Source organism: Kosakonia sp. SMBL-WEM22, assembly GCF_014490785.1.
Classification (GTDB): Bacteria; Pseudomonadota; Gammaproteobacteria; order Enterobacterales; family Enterobacteriaceae; genus Kosakonia.
In genome coordinates, this window is sequence record NZ_CP051488.1 from 611,053 (window position 1) to 631,462 (window position 20,410).

18 protein-coding genes are annotated in these 20,410 nt (G+C 56.9%); 7 read left to right on the forward strand and 11 right to left on the reverse strand.

What is annotated here, in order from left to right; genetic code table 11:
- Positions 1-414 precede the first annotated feature (414 nt).
- Together nrdD and treR are read right to left on the reverse strand one after the other, a co-directional pair.
- Entirely contained in the window at positions 415-2,550 is a 2,136-nt protein-coding gene (gene nrdD, locus HF650_RS03020) for an anaerobic ribonucleoside-triphosphate reductase (protein ID WP_187801119.1), read from the reverse strand.
- A 347-nt stretch (positions 2,551-2,897) separates the two neighbouring features.
- Entirely contained in the window at positions 2,898-3,842 is a 945-nt protein-coding gene (gene treR, locus HF650_RS03025; RefSeq protein WP_187801120.1) for a trehalose operon repressor TreR, read from the reverse strand.
- Between the two features lie 381 nt (positions 3,843-4,223).
- On the opposite strand from treR, the gene mgtA reads away from it, so the two are divergent.
- Positions 4,224-6,932, forward strand: a complete 2,709-nt coding sequence (mgtA, locus tag HF650_RS03030; protein ID WP_187801121.1) for a magnesium-translocating P-type ATPase — start codon at positions 4,224-4,226, stop codon at positions 6,930-6,932.
- 267 nt (positions 6,933-7,199) lie between these two features.
- Here mgtA and ridA read toward each other — a convergent pair whose 3' ends face one another.
- The 4 genes from ridA to HF650_RS03050 all read right to left on the reverse strand — a co-directional run bounded on the left by ridA (position 7,200) and on the right by HF650_RS03050 (position 9,211).
- The gene (gene ridA / locus HF650_RS03035; protein ID WP_187801122.1) at positions 7,200-7,586 is read right to left on the reverse strand and encodes a 2-iminobutanoate/2-iminopropanoate deaminase; all 387 of its coding nucleotides are present in this window, start codon (positions 7,584-7,586) and stop codon (positions 7,200-7,202) included.
- 75 nt (positions 7,587-7,661) lie between these two features.
- On the reverse strand, positions 7,662-8,123 hold the full coding sequence (gene pyrI / locus HF650_RS03040; RefSeq protein WP_023480436.1) for an aspartate carbamoyltransferase regulatory subunit: 462 nt from the start codon (positions 8,121-8,123) through the stop codon (positions 7,662-7,664).
- 13 nt (positions 8,124-8,136) lie between these two features.
- Entirely contained in the window at positions 8,137-9,072 is a 936-nt protein-coding gene (gene pyrB, locus HF650_RS03045; RefSeq protein ID WP_187801123.1) for an aspartate carbamoyltransferase, read from the reverse strand.
- Positions 9,065-9,211: a pyrBI operon leader peptide gene (locus HF650_RS03050; protein WP_223284269.1), complete on the reverse strand. Its 147-nt coding sequence runs from the start codon at positions 9,209-9,211 to the stop codon at positions 9,065-9,067. Before HF650_RS03050 ends, pyrB begins: the two co-directional genes overlap by 8 nt.
- Before the next feature lie 229 nt (positions 9,212-9,440).
- Here HF650_RS03050 and HF650_RS03055 point away from each other — a divergent pair, with 229 nt between their 5' ends.
- Positions 9,441-9,893, forward strand: coding sequence for a YhcH/YjgK/YiaL family protein (locus HF650_RS03055; RefSeq protein WP_187801124.1), 453 nt, complete (start codon positions 9,441-9,443; stop codon positions 9,891-9,893).
- Positions 9,894-9,928: 35 nt separating this feature from the next.
- Here the strand turns inward: HF650_RS03055 and argF are convergent, their stop codons facing one another.
- Positions 9,929-10,933: an ornithine carbamoyltransferase gene (gene argF, locus HF650_RS03060; protein ID WP_187801125.1), complete on the reverse strand. Its 1,005-nt coding sequence runs from the start codon at positions 10,931-10,933 to the stop codon at positions 9,929-9,931.
- Positions 10,934-11,096: 163 nt separating this feature from the next.
- Here argF and rraB point away from each other — a divergent pair, with 163 nt between their 5' ends.
- The 3 genes from rraB to HF650_RS03075 are packed head-to-tail and all read left to right on the forward strand — an operon-like array spanning position 11,097 to position 13,169.
- Complete coding sequence (rraB, locus tag HF650_RS03065; RefSeq protein WP_187801126.1) at positions 11,097-11,522, forward strand: ribonuclease E inhibitor RraB; 426 nt, start codon at positions 11,097-11,099, stop codon at positions 11,520-11,522.
- 46 nt (positions 11,523-11,568) lie between these two features.
- The gene (gene miaE, locus HF650_RS03070) at positions 11,569-12,327 is read left to right on the forward strand and encodes a tRNA isopentenyl-2-thiomethyl-A-37 hydroxylase MiaE (RefSeq protein WP_042714029.1); all 759 of its coding nucleotides are present in this window, start codon (positions 11,569-11,571) and stop codon (positions 12,325-12,327) included.
- A gap of 20 nt (positions 12,328-12,347) precedes the next feature.
- Positions 12,348-13,169 carry a topoisomerase II gene (locus tag HF650_RS03075; RefSeq protein WP_187801127.1) on the forward strand — a complete coding sequence of 274 codons (822 nt, stop codon included), beginning with the start codon at positions 12,348-12,350 and terminating at the stop codon, positions 13,167-13,169.
- Between the two features lie 28 nt (positions 13,170-13,197).
- Here HF650_RS03075 and HF650_RS03080 read toward each other — a convergent pair whose 3' ends face one another.
- The gene (locus HF650_RS03080; RefSeq protein WP_023480203.1) at positions 13,198-13,701 is read right to left on the reverse strand and encodes a GNAT family N-acetyltransferase; all 504 of its coding nucleotides are present in this window, start codon (positions 13,699-13,701) and stop codon (positions 13,198-13,200) included.
- 191 nt (positions 13,702-13,892) lie between these two features.
- Here HF650_RS03080 and HF650_RS03085 point away from each other — a divergent pair, with 191 nt between their 5' ends.
- Positions 13,893-15,095, forward strand: a complete 1,203-nt coding sequence (locus HF650_RS03085; RefSeq protein ID WP_187801128.1) for a DUF898 family protein — start codon at positions 13,893-13,895, stop codon at positions 15,093-15,095.
- A 118-nt stretch (positions 15,096-15,213) separates the two neighbouring features.
- Here the strand turns inward: HF650_RS03085 and HF650_RS03090 are convergent, their stop codons facing one another.
- The 3 genes from HF650_RS03090 to pepA form a co-directional block, all read right to left on the reverse strand.
- On the reverse strand, positions 15,214-18,069 hold the full coding sequence (locus tag HF650_RS03090; protein WP_187801129.1) for a valine--tRNA ligase: 2,856 nt from the start codon (positions 18,067-18,069) through the stop codon (positions 15,214-15,216).
- Positions 18,069-18,512, reverse strand: a complete 444-nt coding sequence (gene holC, locus HF650_RS03095) for a DNA polymerase III subunit chi (RefSeq protein ID WP_139569590.1) — start codon at positions 18,510-18,512, stop codon at positions 18,069-18,071. The genes HF650_RS03090 and holC overlap by 1 nt, the downstream gene beginning before the upstream one ends.
- Positions 18,513-18,631: 119 nt before the next feature.
- Positions 18,632-20,143: a leucyl aminopeptidase gene (pepA, locus tag HF650_RS03100; protein WP_187801130.1), complete on the reverse strand. Its 1,512-nt coding sequence runs from the start codon at positions 20,141-20,143 to the stop codon at positions 18,632-18,634.
- 153 nt (positions 20,144-20,296) lie between these two features.
- Between pepA and HF650_RS25205 the strand changes: the two genes are divergently transcribed.
- Positions 20,297-20,347: a hypothetical protein gene (locus tag HF650_RS25205; RefSeq protein WP_216848985.1), complete on the forward strand. Its 51-nt coding sequence runs from the start codon at positions 20,297-20,299 to the stop codon at positions 20,345-20,347.
- Positions 20,348-20,410: the final 63 nt, after the last annotated feature.

Below are 20,410 nucleotides of genomic sequence, written 5' to 3' on the forward strand. Positions count from 1 at the left end.
ATGTAAGCTCCCCGGGATTCCTTCGTTTGCCGCCTTGTTATGACGCCAACTGCTTTGCGAAATCGCTTCCTGCTTGACGCCATAATTGTGTTGGCTGCTCTCACTCACCCGGGTCACTTACTTATGTAAGCTCCCGGGATTCCTTCGTTTGCCGCCTTGTTATGACGCCAACTGCTTTGCGAAATCGCTTCCCACTTGACGCCATAACTGTGTTGGCTGCTCTCACTCACCCGGGTCACTTACTTATGTAAGCTCCCCGGGATTCCTTCGTTTGCCGCCTTGTTATGATGCCAATTGCTTTGCGAAATCGCTTCCTGCTTGACGCCATAACTGTTTAGCGAAATCGCTTCAGAGTCGCTTTGCAAAACAACCGTAGGCCCGATAAGCGTCGCGCCATCGGGCACATCGCCGGGCTTAACCTATCTGCCCATTGCCGAGGTGTTTCACGCGGCGTTTTACCTCTTCCTGCTTGCCGGCGTTGAACGGGCGCGCGTCCGGGCTGCCGAGATAACCGCACACGCGGCGGGTGACCGACACGCGGGAAGCATCATGGTTGCCGCATTTCGGGCAGGTAAAGCCTTTACTGGTGCAGGCAAACTCGCCGGTAAAACCGCACTCATAACACTCATCAATCGGCGTATTGGTGCCGTAATAGGGCACATGCTGATAGCTGTAATCCCACACATCCTCCAGCGCGCGCAGGTTGTGCTGAATGTTCGGGTACTCGCCGTAACAGATAAACCCGCCGCTGGCTAACGGCGGATAGGGCGCTTCAAAATCGATTTTGTCGTACGGGTTCACCTTCTTCTCCACGTCGAGGTGGAAGCTGTTGGTGTAATACCCCTTATCGGTCACGCCATCGACCACGCCAAAATCGGCGGTATCGATGCGGCAGAAGCGGTCGCAGAGGTTTTCGCTCGGCGTGCTGTAGAGGCTGAAACCGTAGCCGGTCTCCTCTTTCCACTGATCCACCGCCTGGCGCAGGCGCTCAACAATCGCCACCCCTTTCGCGCGCAGGGTTTCGCTGTCGTAAATATGTTTATTGCCGGAAAGGGCATTGATGGTCTCATGAATGCCGATATAGCCCAGCGAGATCGACGCGCGGCCATTTTTGAAAATCGGCGCAATATCGTCGTCAGCTTGCAGACGCACGCCGCACGCCCCCTCCATATAGAGGATCGGTGCTACACGCGCTTTCACCCCTTCGAGGCGGGCGATACGGGTCATCAGCGCTTTGCGCGCCAGCGCTAAGCGGCTATCCAGCAGCTTCCAGAACGCCGCTTCATCCCCTTTCGCTTCCAGCGCGATGCGCGGCAGGTTAAGGCTGATAACGCCAAGGTTGTTGCGCCCATCGTGGATCTGCTCACCGTTCTCTTCATACACGCCGAGGAAGCTGCGGCAGCCCATCGGGGTTTTAAACGAGCCGGTCACTTTCACGACCTGGTCATAGTTGAGAATGTCCGGGTACATGCGCTTGCTCGCGCACTCCAGCGCCAGCTGTTTGATGTCGTAATTCGGATCGCTGAACTTGTGGTTCAGCCCGTCGCGAATGGCGAACACCAGTTTCGGGAACACCGCGGTTTTGCGGTTTTTACCTAAGCCTGCGATACGGTTACGCAGAATCGACTGCTGGATCAGGCGTGATTCCCAGCTGGTGCCGAGGCCAAAGCCGAAGGTGACAAACGGCGTCTGGCCGTTGGCGGTATGTAGCGTGTTGACTTCATACTCCAGCGACTGAAACGCGTCGTAGCACTCCTTCTCAGTGCGCGAGCGGGCGTAGGCGTCGGCGTCCGCGATCTGCCACTCGTTGGCCACTTTGCGATGTTTTTCATAGCTTTCAGTAACAAACGGTGCCAGCACTTCATCAATGCGGTTGATGGTGGTACCGCCATAAATATGGCTGGCGACCTGGGCGATAATCTGCGCGGTCACCGCCGTGGCGGTGGAGATCGATTTCGGCGGCTCAATCTCCGCATTGCCCATCTTAAAGCCGTGGGTCAGCATCCCCTTCAGGTCGATCAACATGCAGTTGAACATCGGGAAGAAGGGTGAGTAGTCGAGATCGTGGTAGTGAATCTCGCCGCGCTCATGAGCCTGCACCACATCGCGCGGCAGCAGGTGCTGGCGGGCATAGTGTTTAGCGACAATTCCCGCCAGCAGATCGCGCTGGGTCGGGATCACTTTACTGTCTTTGTTGGCGTTCTCGTTAAGCAGCGCCGAGTTGGTCTGCTCCACCAGGCCACGGATCTCCTGGTTCAGGCGGCCACGCTTTTCGCGGGCGATATCGCGGTCGTGACGGTACTCAATATAGGCGCGCGCCAGCTGCTTGTAGGGGCCGGACATCAGCTGATTCTCAACGGCGGTCTGAATTTCGCTGATATCGACCTGCGCGCGATCCTGCATCTGGCTACTGATAACTGCTGCGACGGTGGCGCAATAGTCTGCGTCATCGACTCCCGCTGCGGTTGCGGCGCGCCAGATTGCCTCCTGGATCCGCGCCGAGCTGAAAGGCACTTTACAGCCATCTCGTTTCATCACATGCGGTGTCATGATCACTCCCTTCTGCAAAACAGGTTATCCACACGATAAAGACGCCCCATCGGTTGGTTATTCATTATTAAAACCAATAAGTTCGTCCCGTTCTGGCCCCGATTATCCACAGAATGACGTGCATTCCGGGCGGTAGGTTTGTTCGTATAATAGTCAAGAACTACAACATGTAGGGCCGGCGAGCATTCTAATTTCTATATATAGTGATTTGCATCAAAGATGTTTGCCTCTTTTTTGACTCAGGACAAAGTAAAAATCTGACGCTACAGCGGGCGGGGCATTCAGGGGAAATATAAAATTTCACGCTTTTATGATGATTAAAAATGCATCAAAAAAGCGCGTAAAAGTTAAACCAGACGGGCAGGGATCACATGCTGGCGTGGGGCATCAACGTCGGTCACCTGAGCGATCAGCTGCGCCGCCGCCTGACGACCGGCTTCGGCGTAACCCGGATCGACGGTCAGGATCTCCGGGTGGAGAAAATTGATAAGGGGCGTGTTGCCGACGCTGGCGAGCTGAAGCGTGATGCGCCGCTCCTGCAGATATTTGCTGGCACCGAGAGCCAGGCTGTCGCTGGCGCAGAGCAGCGCCGTGGTATCAGATGTCAGCGCTTGCGCCACATGATCGTAACCCGGCTGCATACCGAGGCCGGGCAGCACCGCGCGCGGCGTCAGATTGTGCTGGCGGCAAAACGCCTCATACGCCTGGTGGCGACGCTTGCCGGTGGTGACATCGCTGTGCGGGACACCCATAAAAGCGATCTGCCGGTGGCCTTCGGCATAGAGCTTCGCCATCAGCAGTGCAATGGCCCCCTCATCGTCATAGCTGACGGAGGAAAAGCCGCTGACGTCGCGCGCCATCACCACCAGCGAGTCGCGCCAGGCGGCCAGCAGGCAGGGGGTTATGCCGGTAAAGCCAAACAGCACCACGCCGTCGATATTACGCTGGCTCAACATCTGCAAATGTTCCGCCACCAGCTCCGGTTTGAAGCGGCTCTCCATCATGATCGGGTCGTAGCCCTGCTCATAAAAGGCCGGCAGCATGGTCTGCACCGCCAGGTTTTCGGCGCGGGAGTCGAGCCGCGTCACGATAATCGCCACCACTTTGTCACTCTGCCCACGCATGGCGCGTGCGGAGCGGGAAGGGGAGAAGCCATGCTGATTGACCACCGCCGCCACCCGTTCGCGCGTCTGCTGGCTGACGCCATTTTCATTGTTCAGCACGCGCGAGACGGTCGATTTTCCCACGCCGCTTAAACGCGCGATGTCATTAATGGTCAGCCGGTTTGGCATGCAGCACTCCTGATACTGGCGATGGGGGTTGGCAGAGTCAGAAAGTGTTGCACTTCAGAGCAAATAACAACAATGAGTAAAGTCTGGTTTATCCCTGCATGGCGCGAGTGGCGGTCGTATACGTTCGGTTTACATTTCGAGGTATATGATACCGCTGCGTAATCATTCCCTTTTAACCCTTACCGGAGGCGCTATGGATCCCGATCCCACCCCTCATCCCCGATGGAGAAGACTCTTCCGGTAAGCCGCATTTGCTGCCTTACCGGATGCGTAAGGCAGCGACGTCATCTCGTCCCTGCCCAAGTTATTCACACCTGTGGGTGCGGCATTGCCGCGCCCGCAGTTAACGCACCCGCGTGAGGCGGGGGCAAGGACACCACTATGCTGAAAACATTTACCCGGCAGCTTTTCGCTCGCCTGAATCGCCACTTACCGCGCCGCCTGGTCGCGCGCGATCCGCTTCCCGGCGTGCGCAGCGCCACCCAGGGCGAGATCCCGCCCTCAATGAGTGAACGCTGCCTGCAAACGGCGCTAATGGAGCAGCCGCAGCTGTGGGAAACCTTTAACAGCCACCCGGAAGGGTTAAACGCGCAGGAGGTGCGGCTGGCGCGGGAGAACCACGGCGAGAACCTGATTCCGGCGCAGAAACCGTCGCCGTGGTGGGTGCATCTCTGGCTCTGCTACCGCAACCCGTTCAACCTACTGCTCACCGTGCTCGGCATCATCTCCTATGCCTCGGAAGATCTCTTTGGCGCAGGGGTGATCGCGCTGATGGTGGCGATCTCCACATTGCTGAACTGGTTGCAGGAGGCGCGATCCACCAAAGCGGCGGATGCGCTAAAAGCGATGGTCACCAATACTGCGACGGTGCGGCGCGTGGTGAGTGATACCGGCGAGAGCGACTGGTGCGAGCTGCCGATCGATCAGCTGGTGCCGGGCGATATTGTCAAACTCTCCGCCGGGGATATGATTCCGGCGGATCTACGCATCGTGCAGGCGCGGGATCTCTTTGTCGCCCAGGCGTCGCTGACCGGAGAATCACTGCCGGTTGAGAAGAGTGCCATTAGCCGCCAGGTGGCGCAGAGCAACCCGCTGGAGTGCGACACCCTCTGCTTTATGGGCACCAACGTGGTGAGCGGCACCGCGCAGGCGCTGGTGATCGCCACCGGTGGGCAGACCTGGTTTGGGCAACTCGCCAGCCGCGTCGGCGAGCAGGAGAGCGAACCCAACGCTTTCCAGAAGGGGATCGGCCGCGTCAGCCTGCTGCTGATCCGCTTTATGCTGGTGATGACGCCCATCGTCTTGCTGATTAACGGTTTTACCAAAGGCGACTGGTGGGAAGCGGCGCTGTTTGCCCTCTCTGTCGCCGTTGGGCTGACGCCGGAGATGCTGCCGATGATTGTCACCTCGACGCTGGCGCGCGGCGCGGTGAAGCTCTCAAAACAGAAAGTGATTGTGAAACACCTCGACGCCATTCAGAACTTTGGCGCGATGGATATTCTCTGCACCGATAAAACCGGCACGCTGACGCAGGACAAAATCGTGCTGGAGAACCATACCGATATCAGCGGCAGAGTGAGCGAGCGGGTGCTGCACTGCGCGTGGCTCAACAGCCACTACCAGACCGGGCTGAAAAACCTGCTTGATACCGCAGTGCTGGAGAGCGTCGAGGCGGAGATGGCGCAAACGCTCGCCGCACAGTGGCGCAAAGTGGATGAAATTCCCTTCGATTTCGAGCGCCGCCGTATGTCGGTGGTGGTGGCGCAGGAGGCGGACGCCCATCAGCTGATTTGCAAAGGCGCGCTTAGCGAGATGCTCAGCGTCTGCGGCCATGTGCGCTACAACGGTGAGATTGTGCCGCTGGATAACAGCATGCTGCGGCGCATTGAGCGCGTCACCAGCACCCTTAACCGCCAGGGATTGCGGGTGGTGGCGGTGGCGACCAAATATCTGCCCGCGCGCAGCGGTGACTATCAGCGGATTGATGAGTCGGATCTGATCCTCGAAGGCTATATCGCGTTTCTCGATCCGCCGAAAGAGAGCACCGCCCCGGCGTTAAAGGCGCTGAAAGCCAGCGGCATCACCGTCAAAATCCTTACCGGCGACAGCGAACTGGTTGCTGGCAAAGTGTGTCACGAAGTGGGCTTAGCGGTGGGTGATGTGCTGATTGGCAGTGAAATCGAACGCATGAGCGACAACGAGCTGGCGCACGTGGCGCAGCATGTGACGCTGTTTGCCCGCCTGACGCCGATGCACAAAGAGCGCATTGTGCGCCTGCTGAAGCGCGAAGGGCACGTGGTGGGCTTTATGGGCGACGGCATTAACGATGCGCCTGCCCTGCGGGCGGCGGATATTGGTATCTCGGTGGATGGCGCGGTCGATATCGCCCGTGAAGCGGCGGATATTATCCTGCTGGAGAAGAGCCTGATGGTACTGGAGCAGGGAGTAATCGAGGGGCGTCGCACCTTTGCCAATATGCTTAAGTACATCAAAATTACCGCCAGCTCGAACTTCGGGAACGTCTTTAGCGTGCTGGTGGCCAGTGCGTTTCTGCCCTTCTTGCCGATGCTGCCGCTGCACTTGCTGATTCAGAACCTGATTTACGATGTGTCGCAGGTGGCGATCCCGTTTGATAACGTCGACGAGGAGCAGATCGCCAAGCCGCAGCGCTGGAACCCGGCCGATCTCGGGCGTTTTATGGTCTTTTTCGGGCCGATCAGCTCCATTTTCGACATCATTACTTTTGCTGTGATGTGGTGGGTGTTTAAGGCCAATACGCTGGAGGCGCAAACCCTGTTCCAGTCCGGCTGGTTTGTGGTAGGCGTGCTGTCGCAAACGCTGATTGTGCATATGATCCGCACTCGCCGCGTGCCGTTTATTCAGAGCCGCCCCGCCTGGCCGCTGGTGGCGATGACGCTTATGGGCATCTGCGTTGGCATTGCGCTGCCCTTCTCGCCGCTGGCGGGTTACCTGCAATTGCAGGCGCTGCCGCTCGGGTATTTCCCGTGGCTGGTGGCGATCCTGGCCGGGTATATGATTTTGACCCAGTGCGTGAAGGGGATCTTTTACCGCCGCTACGGCTGGCAGTAGCGCGGATAAGTGCCGGATGGCGCTGCGCTTATCCGGCCTACGCCGTTTCAGCAACATGAGTTTTTGTCGGCCTGATAAGGCGTAGTTTTGTAGGCCTGATAAGGCGCAGCCGCCATCAGGCATTTCGCCTGAGGGTGAAGTGCGGGCTGATTGCCGGATGGCGCTGCGCTTATCCGGCCTACGGGAATGCGGTTTGTGGTCTGGGTTTTGTAGGCCTGATAAGGCGCAGCCGCCATCAGGCAAGGGCGCTGAGGGCGGCGAAGGGGATTAACGACGAACGGCGATGGCTTCGATTTCGATTTTCACATCTTTCGGCAGACGCGCCACTTCGACACAGGAGCGCGCCGGGAAGGAGGCGTTATGCTCGTTGAAAAAGGCTTCGTAGGTGGCGTTAACGGTGGCGAAATCGTTGAGATCTTTGACGAAAACGGTGGTTTTCACGATGTCGCCCACGGTCAAACCTGCCGCTTCAACGATCGCTTTCACGTTCTCCAGCGACTGACGCGCCTGGGCATCGATCGCATCCGGCACGCTGCCGGTTTTCGGATCGACCGGGATCTGACCGGAGGTCAGGATCATATTGCCGAGATCGACGGCCTGCACATAAGGACCAATCGCGGCTGGCGCGTTTTCCGTGGCGATAACTTTAGTCATAAATCACTCCTGTAATCTGCGGTAAAAGGGATGCCGATCCATTATAGGGAGGGCACCCGGCTTTACCAGCCGCAATTAGTTAGCCAGCACCACGTGGTGCGAGAACTCTTTTTCACAATATTTGCACTTCAGCGCGATGTCGTTTTCGCGCTTTTTCACCGCAAAACTCGATGACACCGGCTCGGCGTGGCTGATGCAGTTGCTGTTCGGGCAGGTCAGCACGCCGCTGATGCGCTCCGGCAGGCTTGGGCGCGATTTGCCCACTACTTCATACTCATCAATGCGGTTCACCGTCGCCTGCGGCGCATAGAGCGCCAGCTGGTTCACCTGTTCGTCGGTCAGGAACGTATTTTCGATTTTAATCAAATCTTTACGCCCCATTTCACCGGAAGGCAGGTTCAGGCCGATGGTGATGCGCTGATCCGTTTCTGTCAGCTTGAACAGCGTCAGCAGCTTAAAGCCGATACGCGCCGGAATATGGTCAATCACGGTGCCACGTTTGATGGCTTCGACCTGAAGTTTGTTGTCATGTGTCATTGTCGTTTCCCTCTTACAGAGCCAAATCGCGATTCAGAACCAGCGCCAGCAGCGCCTGGCGGGCGTAAATACCGTTTCCGGCCTGCTGGAAGTACCAGGCGTGCGGGGTCTTATTGACATCGGTGGTGATCTCATCGACGCGCGGCAGCGGGTGCAGCACTTTCATATTGCTGCGTGCGCCCTCAAGGTCGGCGGCGCGCAGCACAAACTGCGCTTTGACGTTGGCATACTCCGACGGGTCGAGGCGCTCTTTCTGTACGCGCGTCATATAGAGAATATCGACCTCGGCCATCACCTCATCGATGCTGGCGTGCAGGCTCCAGGCGATCCCTTTTTCATCCAGCATATCGAGGATGTACTGCGGCATTGCCAGCGCGTCCGGGGCGATAAAGTAGAAGCGGTTGCCGTTGAATTTCGCCAGCGCCTGCGCCAGTGAGTGCACGGTACGGCCATATTTCAGATCCCCTACCATCGCGATATTGAGATTCTCCAGCCGACCCTGAGTCTCCTGAATGGTGAAGAGATCCAGCAGCGTCTGCGTCGGATGCTGATTCGCACCGTCGCCAGCGTTGAGGATCGGAATCCCACCGGAGAACTCCGTCGCCAGGCGCGCCGCGCCCTCCTGCGGGTGGCGCATCACAATCGCGTCCACATAGGTGCCAATCACCGAAATGGTGTCCGCCAGCGTTTCGCCCTTCTTGCCGAGCGAGGTGTTGCTGCTGTCGGAGAAGCCGACCACGCTTGCGCCTAAGCGGTGCATCGCGGTTTCAAAAGAGAGACGCGTGCGGGTGGAGGCTTCAAAGAAACAGCTGGCGATCACTTTATGCTTCAGCAGCTCCGGCTGCGGATTAGCTTTCAGGCTCGCCGCCGTATGGAGTACCCGTTCAAGTTCTTCGCGGCTGAGATCGTTTATGGAAATGATATGTTTCTGATATAGCGGATTAGCCATGGTTATCTCCTGACGACGGCGCAAAAAAAAGCCCCTCAAAAGAGGGGCTGGATATGGGGTAAGCCACAGGAGCGAAAAACGGCAGGCCGGCGCCTGTATTCAGACGCGGTAAGAGAGACTCTCGAACACACTGGACCATGCTTCCTCCCGGCAAATTGTCCCGGATTATACGCAGCTGTTTTCGCGGATCAAGCGTTTGATGCACACTTTACGCAGCGCAAACGGTTCTCTATGAATAGTAATGCGTTTTACGCGCCAGCGTTGAAACATGCGTTAACGCAAAAGTCAGGCAGATAGGGGTAGCGGGCGCGGGGGAATGCTCGTATAAATGGTGGAAATGAAACGCCGTTTTAATTGAGGGTTTAGCAATGATCGTTGGCAATATTCACAACCTACAACCCTGGCTGCCGGAAGAGCTGCGCCAGGCGATTGAGCATATCAAACAGCATGTCACCGCCGCGACGCCGGTTGGCAAACATGATATCGATGGTAACCGCCTCTTTTATCTCGTATCGGAAGATATGACGCAGCCCTTTGCCGAGCGCCGCGCCGAGTACCATGCGCGATATCTGGATATCCAGATTGTTTTAAAAGGCGAAGAGGGGATGACCTTCAGCACACAGCCTGCGGGCGCGCCGGATACCGACTGGCTGGCGGATAAAGATATCGCCTTTTTGCCGCAGGGCGAGCAGGAGAAAACCGTGGTGCTGAGCGCCGGGGATTTTGTCGTCTTTTATCCGGGCGAAGCGCATAAACCACTCTGCGCGGTCAACGCGCCCGCGCAGGTGCGCAAAGTGGTGGTTAAACTGCTGGTGGCCTGATTGCTCCCCCTCTCTGCGAGGAGAGGGGAAACGCCTTACTCGCTGAGCGTGGCGACCATTACCGCCTTGATGGTATGCATGCGGTTTTCCGCCTGATCAAACACCACGCTTGCTGACGATTCAAACACTTCATCTGTCACTTCCATGCCGCCGTGCAGGCCGAACTCCTGCGCCATCTGCTTGCCAAGCGCGGTTTGATCGTCGTGAAATGCTGGCAGACAGTGGAGAAACTTCACCTGCGGGTTACCGGTCAGCGACAACATTTTGCTGTTGACCTGGTAAGGACGCAGCAGGGCGATGCGCTCTGCCCACTTCTCTTTCGCTTCGCCCATCGACACCCAGACATCGGTGTAGATAAAGTCCGCATCTTTCACGCCGACGGCGACATCTTCGGTGAGCAGGATATTGCCGCCGTTCTTCACCGCCTGCGCCTGGCACTCTGCCACCAGGCTCGCCTCCGGCCAGCAGGCTTTCGGCGCCACAAGGCGTAGATCGAGACCGACCAGCGCGGCGGCTTCCAGCATCGAGTTGCCCATGTTGTTGCGCGCATCGCCTGCATAGACCAGCGTCATCTGGTTAAAGGCTTTGCCCGGCAGGTGCTCGCGCATGGTGAGCAGATCCGCCAGCAGCTGCGTGGGGTGAAACTCATCGGTTAAGCCGTTCCACACCGGCACGCCCGCGAAGCGCGCCAGGGTTTCAACAATCTCCTGGCCGTAGCCGCGATACTGAATGCCGTCATACATCCGGCCCAGTACGCGCGCGGTATCTTTAATTGACTCTTTATGCCCGATTTGACTACCGCTTGGGCCGAGGTAGGTGACGCGAGCGCCCTGATCGTAAGCGGCAACTTCGAAAGAGCATCGTGTGCGGGTAGAGTCTTTTTCGAAGATGAGCGCGATGTTTTTGCCGGTAAGTTTCTGGACTTCCTGGCCTTTTTTATTATCTGATTTGAGTTGCGCGGCAAGTTGCAGCAGAGCGTGGATTTCAGCAGGGGTAAAATCGAGCAGTTTCAGAAAATGTTTCTGGTAAAAAGGTGACATTTTTTCCTCACATGGCGAACGCCACTTATTGAATTAAAATTCAATCTATATGTATGAATATTCATTTGCAACCCTGATAGATAAATCTTTTCGGCGAAGAGTGGAGGCAACGGCGGCGGTGTGTGACAATAAGAGTATCTGCCACTTTGATGAGGAACGACCCATGGCAAACCCGGAACACCTGGAAGAGCAGCGCGAAGAGACGCGCCTGATTATTGAAGAGCTGCTGGAAGATGGCAGCGATCCTGATGCGCTCTACACCATTGAGCATCACCTGTCGGCAGATGATTTCGAAACGCTGGAAAAAGCGGCCGTTGAAGCCTTCAAACTCGGCTACGAAGTGACCGAGCCGGAAGAGCTGGAGCTGGAAGAGGGTGAAGTGGTGATCTGCTGTGACGTGCTGAGCGAAAGCGCGCTGAATGCCGATCTGATTGACGCGCAGGTTGAGCAGCTGATCAACCTGGCAGAGAAATTCGAAGTTGAGTACGACGGTTGGGGCACCTACTACGAAGACCCGAACGGCGAAGAGGGCGACGACGAAGACGACGAAGATTACGTTGACGAAGAAGATGACGGTGTCCGTCACTAAGTGAACGTTGCGGCAGCGCCATGCTGCCGCAAAGCAAGGAAATGCCATGGATTACCCGCAACTACTCGCCCCGGTTCGCGCTTTTCTGCACTGCCCAACACCCACCGCCTGGATAGAGAAAGCCCGTCAGCCCGAGATGCTGCCGCTGCTGCTCACCGATCATCTGGTCTGCGAACTGAAGGCCGCCCAAACCGCCATGCTGCTGGTGCGCCGTTACGTTGCCGATAAAACCGGTTCAGAAGCGCTGCTGGCCTGGCTGAAACCCTATGAAGAGTTTGCCTTCCGCGAAGGCCCCGAGCCGGATTTTGTCGCCCTGCATAAGCAGATCGGCAAAAGCGTGATGCCGCAGACCGATGATGCCTGGGGCCAGGCGCTGATCGACAGCATGGTGCTGCTGATCAAAGAGGAGCTGCACCACTTCTGGCAGGTGCGCGAAGCGATGCTCGCCCGCAACATTCCCTATGTCAAAATCACCGCCAGCCGCTATGCCAAAGGGATGCTGAAAGAGGTTCGCACTCATGAACCGCTGACATTGGTCGATAAATTAATTTGCGGTGCCTATATCGAAGCGCGCTCCTGCGAACGCTTCGCCGCGCTTGCGCCCTGTCTTGACGCGGATTTGCAAAAATTCTACCTGTCGCTCCTGCGATCCGAAGCGCGCCACTACCAGGATTACCTCGCGCTGGCGCAGCAGATTTCGGCCACCGATATTGCGCCGCGCGTGCGCCATTTCGGCGAAGTGGAAGCGGCGCTGATTAGCTCACCGGATACAGAGTTCCGTTTTCACAGCGGCGTACCGGCCTGATTTGAGATCAAAGGAAAATAATGAACTGGACACATATCCTGATGGCGGGCTACGCCGGGATGGCGATCGCGGTGGTCGCCAGCCTGCTGCGTAAAAAAGGGTGGCTGAGCAAAGGGAGCGCGATCGTGCTGGTGGTGGTGTTTATCGCCCTGTGGAACGTTATCGACATTAAATATTTGCAGGGGCAGAAGTTAGCCCAGACCGCGGATGAGAAGTTTGACGCAACGGTGCAGCAGATCCCGGCGTGGAAGTTTATCGCTGAGCACGATCCCGCCCTGATGGCGAAACTGCGCGCCCAGGTGATGGTGATGATGAAAGAGGGGGCGAATGAGCAGAAGGTAATCGACGCTATTCAGCCGCAGATCCTCGCGGTGCAGATGCAGCGTTTGCAGTTTGCGCCGGACGACCTGGTGGTCGCCGAAATGCGCGTAATGATGGCGCAGGCCGCCGAGATCCAGGCGAAAAGCGATGATGCCTGCTTCCGCTTTCAATACCCGGCGGTTAAAGGGGGCATCAACCCGGTACGCTTTATCTCCCCGGAGATGTTAAAGCGCCGCCTGGATACTGAAGCCGCCATGCTTAGCGCCTCTTACGGGCCCAATAAACACACGGTGACCGCCGAAGAGCGTGCCAATGCGCAGCGGGATATCGCCACGGTGGTGCAGCCGATGGCGCAGAAGTATGGTCAGGATCTGCAACTGCTGGATGCGCCGCAAAATGCCATCGGCAAAGAGAAGCTGGTTTGCGATATGCTGCAACAGCTGTGGGGTGATGTACTGGCGCTACCGCCGCAGAAAGCCGCCGCTATTGTGCGGTTTGTGCTGGCGACGGAAGAGCAGTGATGGCGCGGGTCGATGCGCCCGCACTTGATTAGAGCGTTTTTAACATCCGCACTTCGCAATCGACGTGACCAGTGCAGCCCAGCGGGCCGTCGATATGCGCAAACCCCAGGTGCTCATACAGACCAATAGCGTCGGTTAAAAAGGCAGTAGTCTCTAAATAGCAGCGCGTGAAGCCGCTTTTTTTCGCGTGGTCGAGCGCCATCAGCGCCAGCTTTTTCGCCAGCCCCTGGCCGCGTGCGCAGGGCAGAAAATACATCTTTTGCAGTTCGCAGATATCCGGCTCGCTGCACTTCAGCGGTGCTACGCCGCCGCCGCCCACCACATCGCCGTTCAATTCCACGACCCAGTAAGCGCAGCCTTCACGGCTATATAACTGATAAAGCTCGTCCAGTTCAGGATCGGCCACGGTGTAGCCTTTATCAGCCGTCAGGCCATATTCGGCTGACACCTGACGGATCACCGAGGCGATAGCCGCATTATCTGTGGCGGCAATGCGGCGCATTTTCACCTCTACCGGCGCGGTTACATTCATTTTCGCACTCTGTCTGTTGCTTTTTCGGGGATCCTGGTTAATACCACTACAGGGCGCATCTGGCAAGACCAGGAATATTGGGCGCTATTTTTTTGACCGTAAGGTATTTACACTGCACAGTGGAGATAACTCTTAAGCAATATTGCTGTGGTTAACTCCGTTAGCACCTCTTTTTTACAATAAGGATTGTTATGACTTCCGAAATTCATGCTTCTGTGGCGGCTCCCGCGCGCCATTTCCGCTTTCAGGGTAGCGGGAAAGGCTATTTCGTTGTTTGGCTGGTTAATATTCTGCTGACCATAATAACGCTGGGGATTTATTTACCGTGGGCGTTAATTCGCGCGCGTCGTTATTTCTATGAAAACACCGATCTGGAGGGGGCGCGTTTCTCTTACCACGCGACCGGGCGCTCCATTTTTGTTGGCTGGCTCTGCCTGCTGGCGCTGTATGTGATTTTTATTGTTAACGTGGTGAATAACAACGTTATTCTGCAACTCTGCATGATGGCTTTATTTATTCTCTTCTTCCCATGGTTAATTACCCAGGGTCTGCGTTATCAGATGCTGATGACCGAGATTAATGGCGTGCGTTTTAACTTTTACGCCAGCCCGCTGCGCGCGTGGTGGGTGATGATGGGCTGCCCACTGCTGATTATTATTGCCACCGTGGTGATTTTCTCGCTCTTTACCACCGGGGCGATAAGTGCGGGATCTTATGCCGCGACATTCACCATGATCGCGATTGGCTCTCTGGTATTACTGCTGGGGATTGCCGTGATGCAGGGCGTATTTGCCGCGCAGTGGTTTGGCATGCTGATGAATAATTTGCAGTACGGCAAATTAAAATTCTCCGGCAACATCTCTATGAAAAAATGCATCACTATCGTATTGCTGTCGATGCTGCTGTTTATCCCCTTCATTGCGCTGGTAATGGTGATGATTGTGCCGTCGATGATCACCATGATGCAGGCTGCCTATATGATGCAGGGCGATCCTGAGCAGATGGCGATGGTGATGGGGTCGATGTACGGCAAAATCATGCTGAGCTACCTGGTCTATATTTTTGGCGCGATTGTCTGCTTTACCTTTGCTTTCGTGAAGCTGCGCGCTTACCTCTACAGCCAGCTGGTGCTGGAAGGGGATATTCGCTTCTCCTCCACGGTGACCGTGGGGCGTATGCTGTGGATCTCCATCAGTAATACGGCGGTGTGCCTGGTGACGCTGTTCCTGGCGTGGCCATGGGCGAAGGTGCGTATGACCCGCTACCTGCTGGAAAATACCCATGTGCACGGCAACCTGGAAGCGCTGACGCTGGAAGATCACGGCGTGCAGCCGGCGAAAGATCCGGCCAACCTGCTGGCGCGTGGTTTGTCGTTCTATCCGGCGGCGATTTAAGTTCGGTTGAACGTGGCGGATGGCGGCTACGCCTTATCCGGCCTACAAAAGCAGCGGGAGTTATCCCGCAGCCAATAAAAAAGCCGGGCGCGATGCCCGGCTTTTCTTTGCCTGAGAATTACAGCGCGGCGATAACTGCCTGCTGCTCAATCAGCTTCGCTTTGGTCTGCGCGTAGCCGTCGAGCTTCTCACGCTCTTTGGCGATCACCGCTTCCGGCGCGCGGGCAACAAAGCCTTCGTTACCCAGCTTGCTTTCGATGCGGCCAATCTCCTGCTCAACTTTCGCCACTTCTTTCGCCAGACGTGCCAGCTCGGCCTCTTTGTCGATAAGACCGGCCATCGGGATCAGCAGCTCAGCGCCATCAACGATCTTGGTGACCGAAACCGGTCCTTTATCGTCGGCAGAGAGCAGCGTGATGCTCTCCAGACGCGCCAGCGTCTTCAGGAAGCTCAGATTGTCGTTTACACGACGCTGCGCTTCAGGGCTGGCGCTACGCAGCAGCAGCTCAAGCGGTTTACCCGGGGCAATGTTCATTTCGGCGCGGATATTACGCACCGCAACGATCGCCTGCTTCAGCCACTCGGTATCGGCAACGGCCTGCTCATCCACCTGGGCGGCGTCAAAGCTCGGGAACGGCTGCAGCATGATGGTATCGGCATCAATACCTTTCAGCACTTTCACGCGCTGCCAGATGGTTTCAGTGATAAACGGAATGATCGGGTGCGCCAGGCGCAGCAGACCTTCCAGCACCGTTACCAGCGTATTGCGCGTGCCGCGCAGCTCGGCTTCGGAACCGCCGTTCATCACCGGCTTGGTCAGCTCCAGGTACCAGTCACAGAACTGGTTCCAGGTGAACTCATAGAGAATGCCGGCTGCAATGTCGAAGCGGTAGCTATCCAGCGCATCGCGGTACGCTTTAATGGTCTGGTTGAACTCGGCGAGGATCCAGCGATCCGCCAGCGACAGCACCATCTCGCCGCCGTTGAAGCCGCAATCCTGCTCTTCGGTGTTCATCAGCACAAAGCGGCTGGCGTTCCACAGCTTGTTACAGAAGTTACGGTAACCTTCCAGGCGCTTCATATCCCAGTTGATATCACGACCGGTTGAAGCCAGCGCTGCGAGGGTGAAACGCAGGGCGTCGGTGCCGTGCGGCTCAATGCCGTCCGGGAACTGCTTCTCGGTGCGCTTGCGGATTTTTTCCGCCAGCTGCGGCTGCATCATGTTACCGGTGCGTTTTTCCAGCAGATCCGGCAGCGAAATACCGTCAACCATATCCAGTGGATCGATAACGTTGCCTTTCGATTTCGACATCTTCTGCCCTTCGTCATCGCGGATCAGACCGGTCATATAGACGGTCTTGAACGGCACCTGCGGTTTGCCGTTCTCATCTTTGATGAAGTGCATGGTCATCATGATCATGCGCGCGATCCAGAAGAAGATGATGTCGAAGCCGCTCACCATCACGCTGGTCGGGTGGAACTGACGCAGCGCGTCGGTGTTTTCCGGCCAGCCGAGGGTAGAGAAGGTCCAGAGCGCAGAAGAGAACCAGGTGTCGAGCACGTCGTCGTCCTGGCGCAGCGCGACATCCGCAGAGAGATTGTTCTCCTGACGCACTTCCTCTTCGCTGCGGCCAACGTAGACGTTGCCGTCGTTGTCGTACCACGCCGGAATGCGGTGGCCCCACCACAGCTGGCGGGAGATACACCAGTCCTGAATGTCACGCATCCAGGAGAAGTACATGTTTTCATACTGCTTCGGCACGAACTGGATATCGCCATTCTCAACCGCTTCAACAGCCGGTTTTGCCAGCACATCGGCGCGCACGTACCACTGATCGGTGAGCATCGGTTCGATCACCACGCCGCCGCGATCGCCATACGGGACGGTCAGGTCGTGCGGTTTGATCTCTTCCAGCAGGCCAAGGGCGTCAACGGCAGCGACGATCGCTTTACGCGCGGCAAAGCGCTCCAGCTTCTGGAACTCCGCCGGGATATCGCTGGCGTAAACGTCGGATTCATTGCCTTTGGTGTCATACACTTCTGCGCTTTCACGGATATCACCGTCAAAGGTCAGAATGTTGATCATTGGCAGGGCGTGACGACGGCCCACTTCATAGTCGTTAAAGTCGTGCGCCGGGGTGATCTTCACGCAGCCGGTGCCTTTTTCCATATCGGCGTGTTCGTCGCCAACGATCGGAATGCGGCGGTTAACCAGCGGCAGCAGCACAAATTTGCCAATCAGATCTTTGTAGCGCGGATCTTCCGGGTTTACCGCGACGCCGGTATCGCCGAGCAGGGTTTCCGGGCGAGTCGTGGCAACTACCAGGTACTCTTTACCGTCGGCGGTTTTTGCGCCGTCAGCCAGCGGGTAGCGGATATGCCACATCGAGCCTTTGGACTCGCGGTTTTCCACTTCCAGATCGGAGATCGCAGTGCGCAGTTTCGGGTCCCAGTTTACCAGGCGTTTGCCGCGGTAAATCAGATCCTCTTTATAGAGACGGACGAACACCTCTTTCACGGCATTGGAGAGGCCTTCATCCATGGTGAAGCGCTCGCGCTCCCAGTCCACGGAGTTGCCGAGACGGCGCATCTGGCGAGTGATGGTGCCGCCGGATTCCGCTTTCCACTGCCAGATTTTGTCGATAAAGGCGTCGCGGCCGTAATCGTGGCGAGTTTTACCCTCTTCAGCGGCAATCTTACGCTCCACCACCATCTGGGTGGCGATACCCGCGTGGTCAGTACCGGCCTGCCAGAGGGTGTTTTTCCCCTGCATGCGCTGGTAGCGGATCATGGTGTCCATGATGGTCTGCTGGAAGGCGTGGCCCATATGCAAACTGCCGGTGACGTTCGGCGGCGGGATCATGATGCAGAAGCTTTCCTGGCTTTCATCACCGTTCGGTTTGAAATAGCCCTGCTTTTCCCACTGCTCGTACAGCGGCTGTTCGATATCTTTGGGGTTGTATGTCTTTTCCATTATTTCCAGGTTGCCGTGTTCAGGTTAAAACCGGCCACGCGGTAGGCTTTATAGCGTTCGCGAGCCAGTTGTTTCAGAGAGTCTTCGTGAGGGACGAAGTCTATCACTTCTGTGAAAGCAGTGGCAAAATCTGCAAATTCCGCGCGCAGGCTGATTAAGATGTCGCGCGGGCTGCTGTTACGTTTCGCCGGCCAGGCAATCTCGACCGGCGCACCGCCGCGCGGGCCTTCACCGGCCAGGTTGTGCGGCACAAAACTCTCCGCCGGTCGCGCCCACAGCGCTTCATCAAGACGAATGGCCTGCTGCTCATCGACGCAGGCGATCAGCACGCGCTTGCCATGACGCCAACGTTCTGCGGCAATCTCACACACCAGCTGTTCGACGGCGCTTAAGCCATCCTCAGTGTTGTCATTGTCGAGAAGATAGAACGTCGCATTTTTCATATATGGGGCTTTTGGTTGAGATTTTAAATGCAAAGCCCGGTGGCGCTACGCTTACCGGGCCTACGCTGTTTTGTAGGCCGGATAAGGCGCAGCCGCCATCCGGCGAACAAAGTCACATGTTACTCTTCGCCGTTAAACCCGGCGCGATTGAGCAGGAACTGCGACAGCATGGCGACCGGACGCCCGGTGGCGCCTTTCGCTTTACCGGAACGCCACGCGGTACCGGCGATATCCAGGTGCGCCCAATTGTACTTGCGGGTAAAGCGCGCGAGGAAGCAGCCCGCGGTGATTGCACCACCAGGACGGCCGCCGATATTCGCCATATCCGCAAAATTGGACTCTAACTGCTCCTGATACTCATCGCTCATCGGCAGACGCCAGGCGCGATCGCCCGCCTGCTCGGAGGCACCAATCAGCTCGTGGGCCAGCGGGTTGTGGTTCGACAGCAGACCGGTAATGTGGTGGCCCAGCGCAATCACGCAGGCACCGGTTAACGTCGCCACGTCGATCACCGCTTCCGGCTCGAAACGCTCAACGTAGGTCAGCACATCGCACAGCACTAAGCGGCCTTCGGCATCGGTGTTCAGCACTTCTACCGTCTGACCAGACATAGTGGTGAGCACGTCGCCCGGGCGGTACGCGCGACCGCCAGGCATGTTTTCACAGCCCGCCAGCACGCCGGTAACGTTGATCGGCAGTTGCAATTCAGCCACCATGCGCATCACGCCATACACCGCCGCCGCGCCGCACATGTCGTACTTCATCTCATCCATGCCTTCGCCAGGCTTGAGCGAGATACCGCCGGAATCAAAGGTCAGCCCTTTACCGACCAGCACAATTGGGCGCGCGTCTTCAGACGGGTTGCCTTTGTACTCAATCACCGACATCAGTGATTCGTTCTGCGAGCCCTGGCCGACGGCGAGGTAGGAGCACATGCCCAGTTCGCGCATCTGCTGCTCGCCAATCACGCGGGTAGTGACGTTTTTACTGTAGGAGTCCGCCAGCTGGCGCGCGTGGGAGGCGAGATAGGCCGGGTTACAGATATTTGGCGGCATATTGCCAAGATCTTTCGCCGCTTTGATACCGGCAGAGATCGCCAGACCATGCTGGATCGCGCGCTCACCGCAGGTCAGCTCGCGACGGGTCGGCACGTTGAAGACCATTTTACGCAGCGGGCGACGCGGCTCGCTTTTGGTGGTCTTCAGCTGATCGAAGCTGTAGAGCGTCTCTTTCGCCGTCTCGACGGCCTGGCGCACTTTCCAGTAGGTGTTGCGCCCTTTAACGTGCAGTTCGGTCAGGAAGCAGACCGCTTCCATCGAGCCGGTATCATTCAGCGTATTTATCGTTTTCTGAATGACCTGCTTGTACTGACGCTCATCCAATTCACGCTCTTTTCCGCAACCAATCAGCAAAATACGTTCGGAAAGCACATTTGGCACATGGTGCAGCAGCAGGGTTTGACCCGGCTTGCCTTCCAGTTCGCCGCGACGCAGCAGCGCACTGATATAACCGTCGCTGATTTTATCCAGCTGCTCGGCAATCGGAGAGAGCCGGCGCGGTTCAAAGACGCCAACAACGATGCAGGCACTCCGCTGTTTCTCCGGGCTACCGCTTTTTACACTGAACTCCATGCACTACGCTCCTGAATCTTAAAGACAACGGCGGCGGCTACGGATAGAATTGCAAGCTTTCGTAACTCAGGTCCGCTGTTGCGGTGACTTCGTGTTAATCTTAACGTTACTGCGGTTTCGGCACGTCAGAATCGGGTCTCACGCACGTATCCGCTGAGTATATTAATCTTAGCGATCATTTCGACGACTCAAGAGAATAAATGACGTTTAAGCCATGAAACAAGCGATTTTCCAGCAAAAAGACTGGTTTTTACGGGCGTAATTAAA

Coding starts and splice junctions, on each gene's coding strand:
- mgtA (WP_187801121.1), top strand. CDS start 4,224: ATGCTGAAAACATTTACCCGGCAGCTTTTCGCTCGCCTGAATCGCCAC.
- argF (WP_187801125.1), bottom strand. CDS start 10,933: ATGTCACCTTTTTACCAGAAACATTTTCTGAAACTGCTCGATTTTACC.
- ridA (WP_187801122.1), bottom strand. CDS start 7,586: ATGACTAAAGTTATCGCCACGGAAAACGCGCCAGCCGCGATTGGTCCT.
- HF650_RS03050 (WP_223284269.1), bottom strand. CDS start 9,211: ATGGTCCAGTGTGTTCGAGAGTCTCTCTTACCGCGTCTGAATACAGGC.
- treR (WP_187801120.1), bottom strand. CDS start 3,842: ATGCCAAACCGGCTGACCATTAATGACATCGCGCGTTTAAGCGGCGTG.
- pyrB (WP_187801123.1), bottom strand. CDS start 9,072: ATGGCTAATCCGCTATATCAGAAACATATCATTTCCATAAACGATCTC.
- HF650_RS03055 (WP_187801124.1), top strand. CDS start 9,441: ATGATCGTTGGCAATATTCACAACCTACAACCCTGGCTGCCGGAAGAG.
- nrdD (WP_187801119.1), bottom strand. CDS start 2,550: ATGACACCGCATGTGATGAAACGAGATGGCTGTAAAGTGCCTTTCAGC.
- HF650_RS03090 (WP_187801129.1), bottom strand. CDS start 18,069: ATGGAAAAGACATACAACCCCAAAGATATCGAACAGCCGCTGTACGAG.
- HF650_RS03080 (WP_023480203.1), bottom strand. CDS start 13,701: ATGAATGTAACCGCGCCGGTAGAGGTGAAAATGCGCCGCATTGCCGCC.
- pepA (WP_187801130.1), bottom strand. CDS start 20,143: ATGGAGTTCAGTGTAAAAAGCGGTAGCCCGGAGAAACAGCGGAGTGCC.
- miaE (WP_042714029.1), top strand. CDS start 11,569: ATGGATTACCCGCAACTACTCGCCCCGGTTCGCGCTTTTCTGCACTGC.
- HF650_RS03075 (WP_187801127.1), top strand. CDS start 12,348: ATGAACTGGACACATATCCTGATGGCGGGCTACGCCGGGATGGCGATC.
- pyrI (WP_023480436.1), bottom strand. CDS start 8,123: ATGACACATGACAACAAACTTCAGGTCGAAGCCATCAAACGTGGCACC.
- rraB (WP_187801126.1), top strand. CDS start 11,097: ATGGCAAACCCGGAACACCTGGAAGAGCAGCGCGAAGAGACGCGCCTG.
- holC (WP_139569590.1), bottom strand. CDS start 18,512: ATGAAAAATGCGACGTTCTATCTTCTCGACAATGACAACACTGAGGAT.
- HF650_RS03085 (WP_187801128.1), top strand. CDS start 13,893: ATGACTTCCGAAATTCATGCTTCTGTGGCGGCTCCCGCGCGCCATTTC.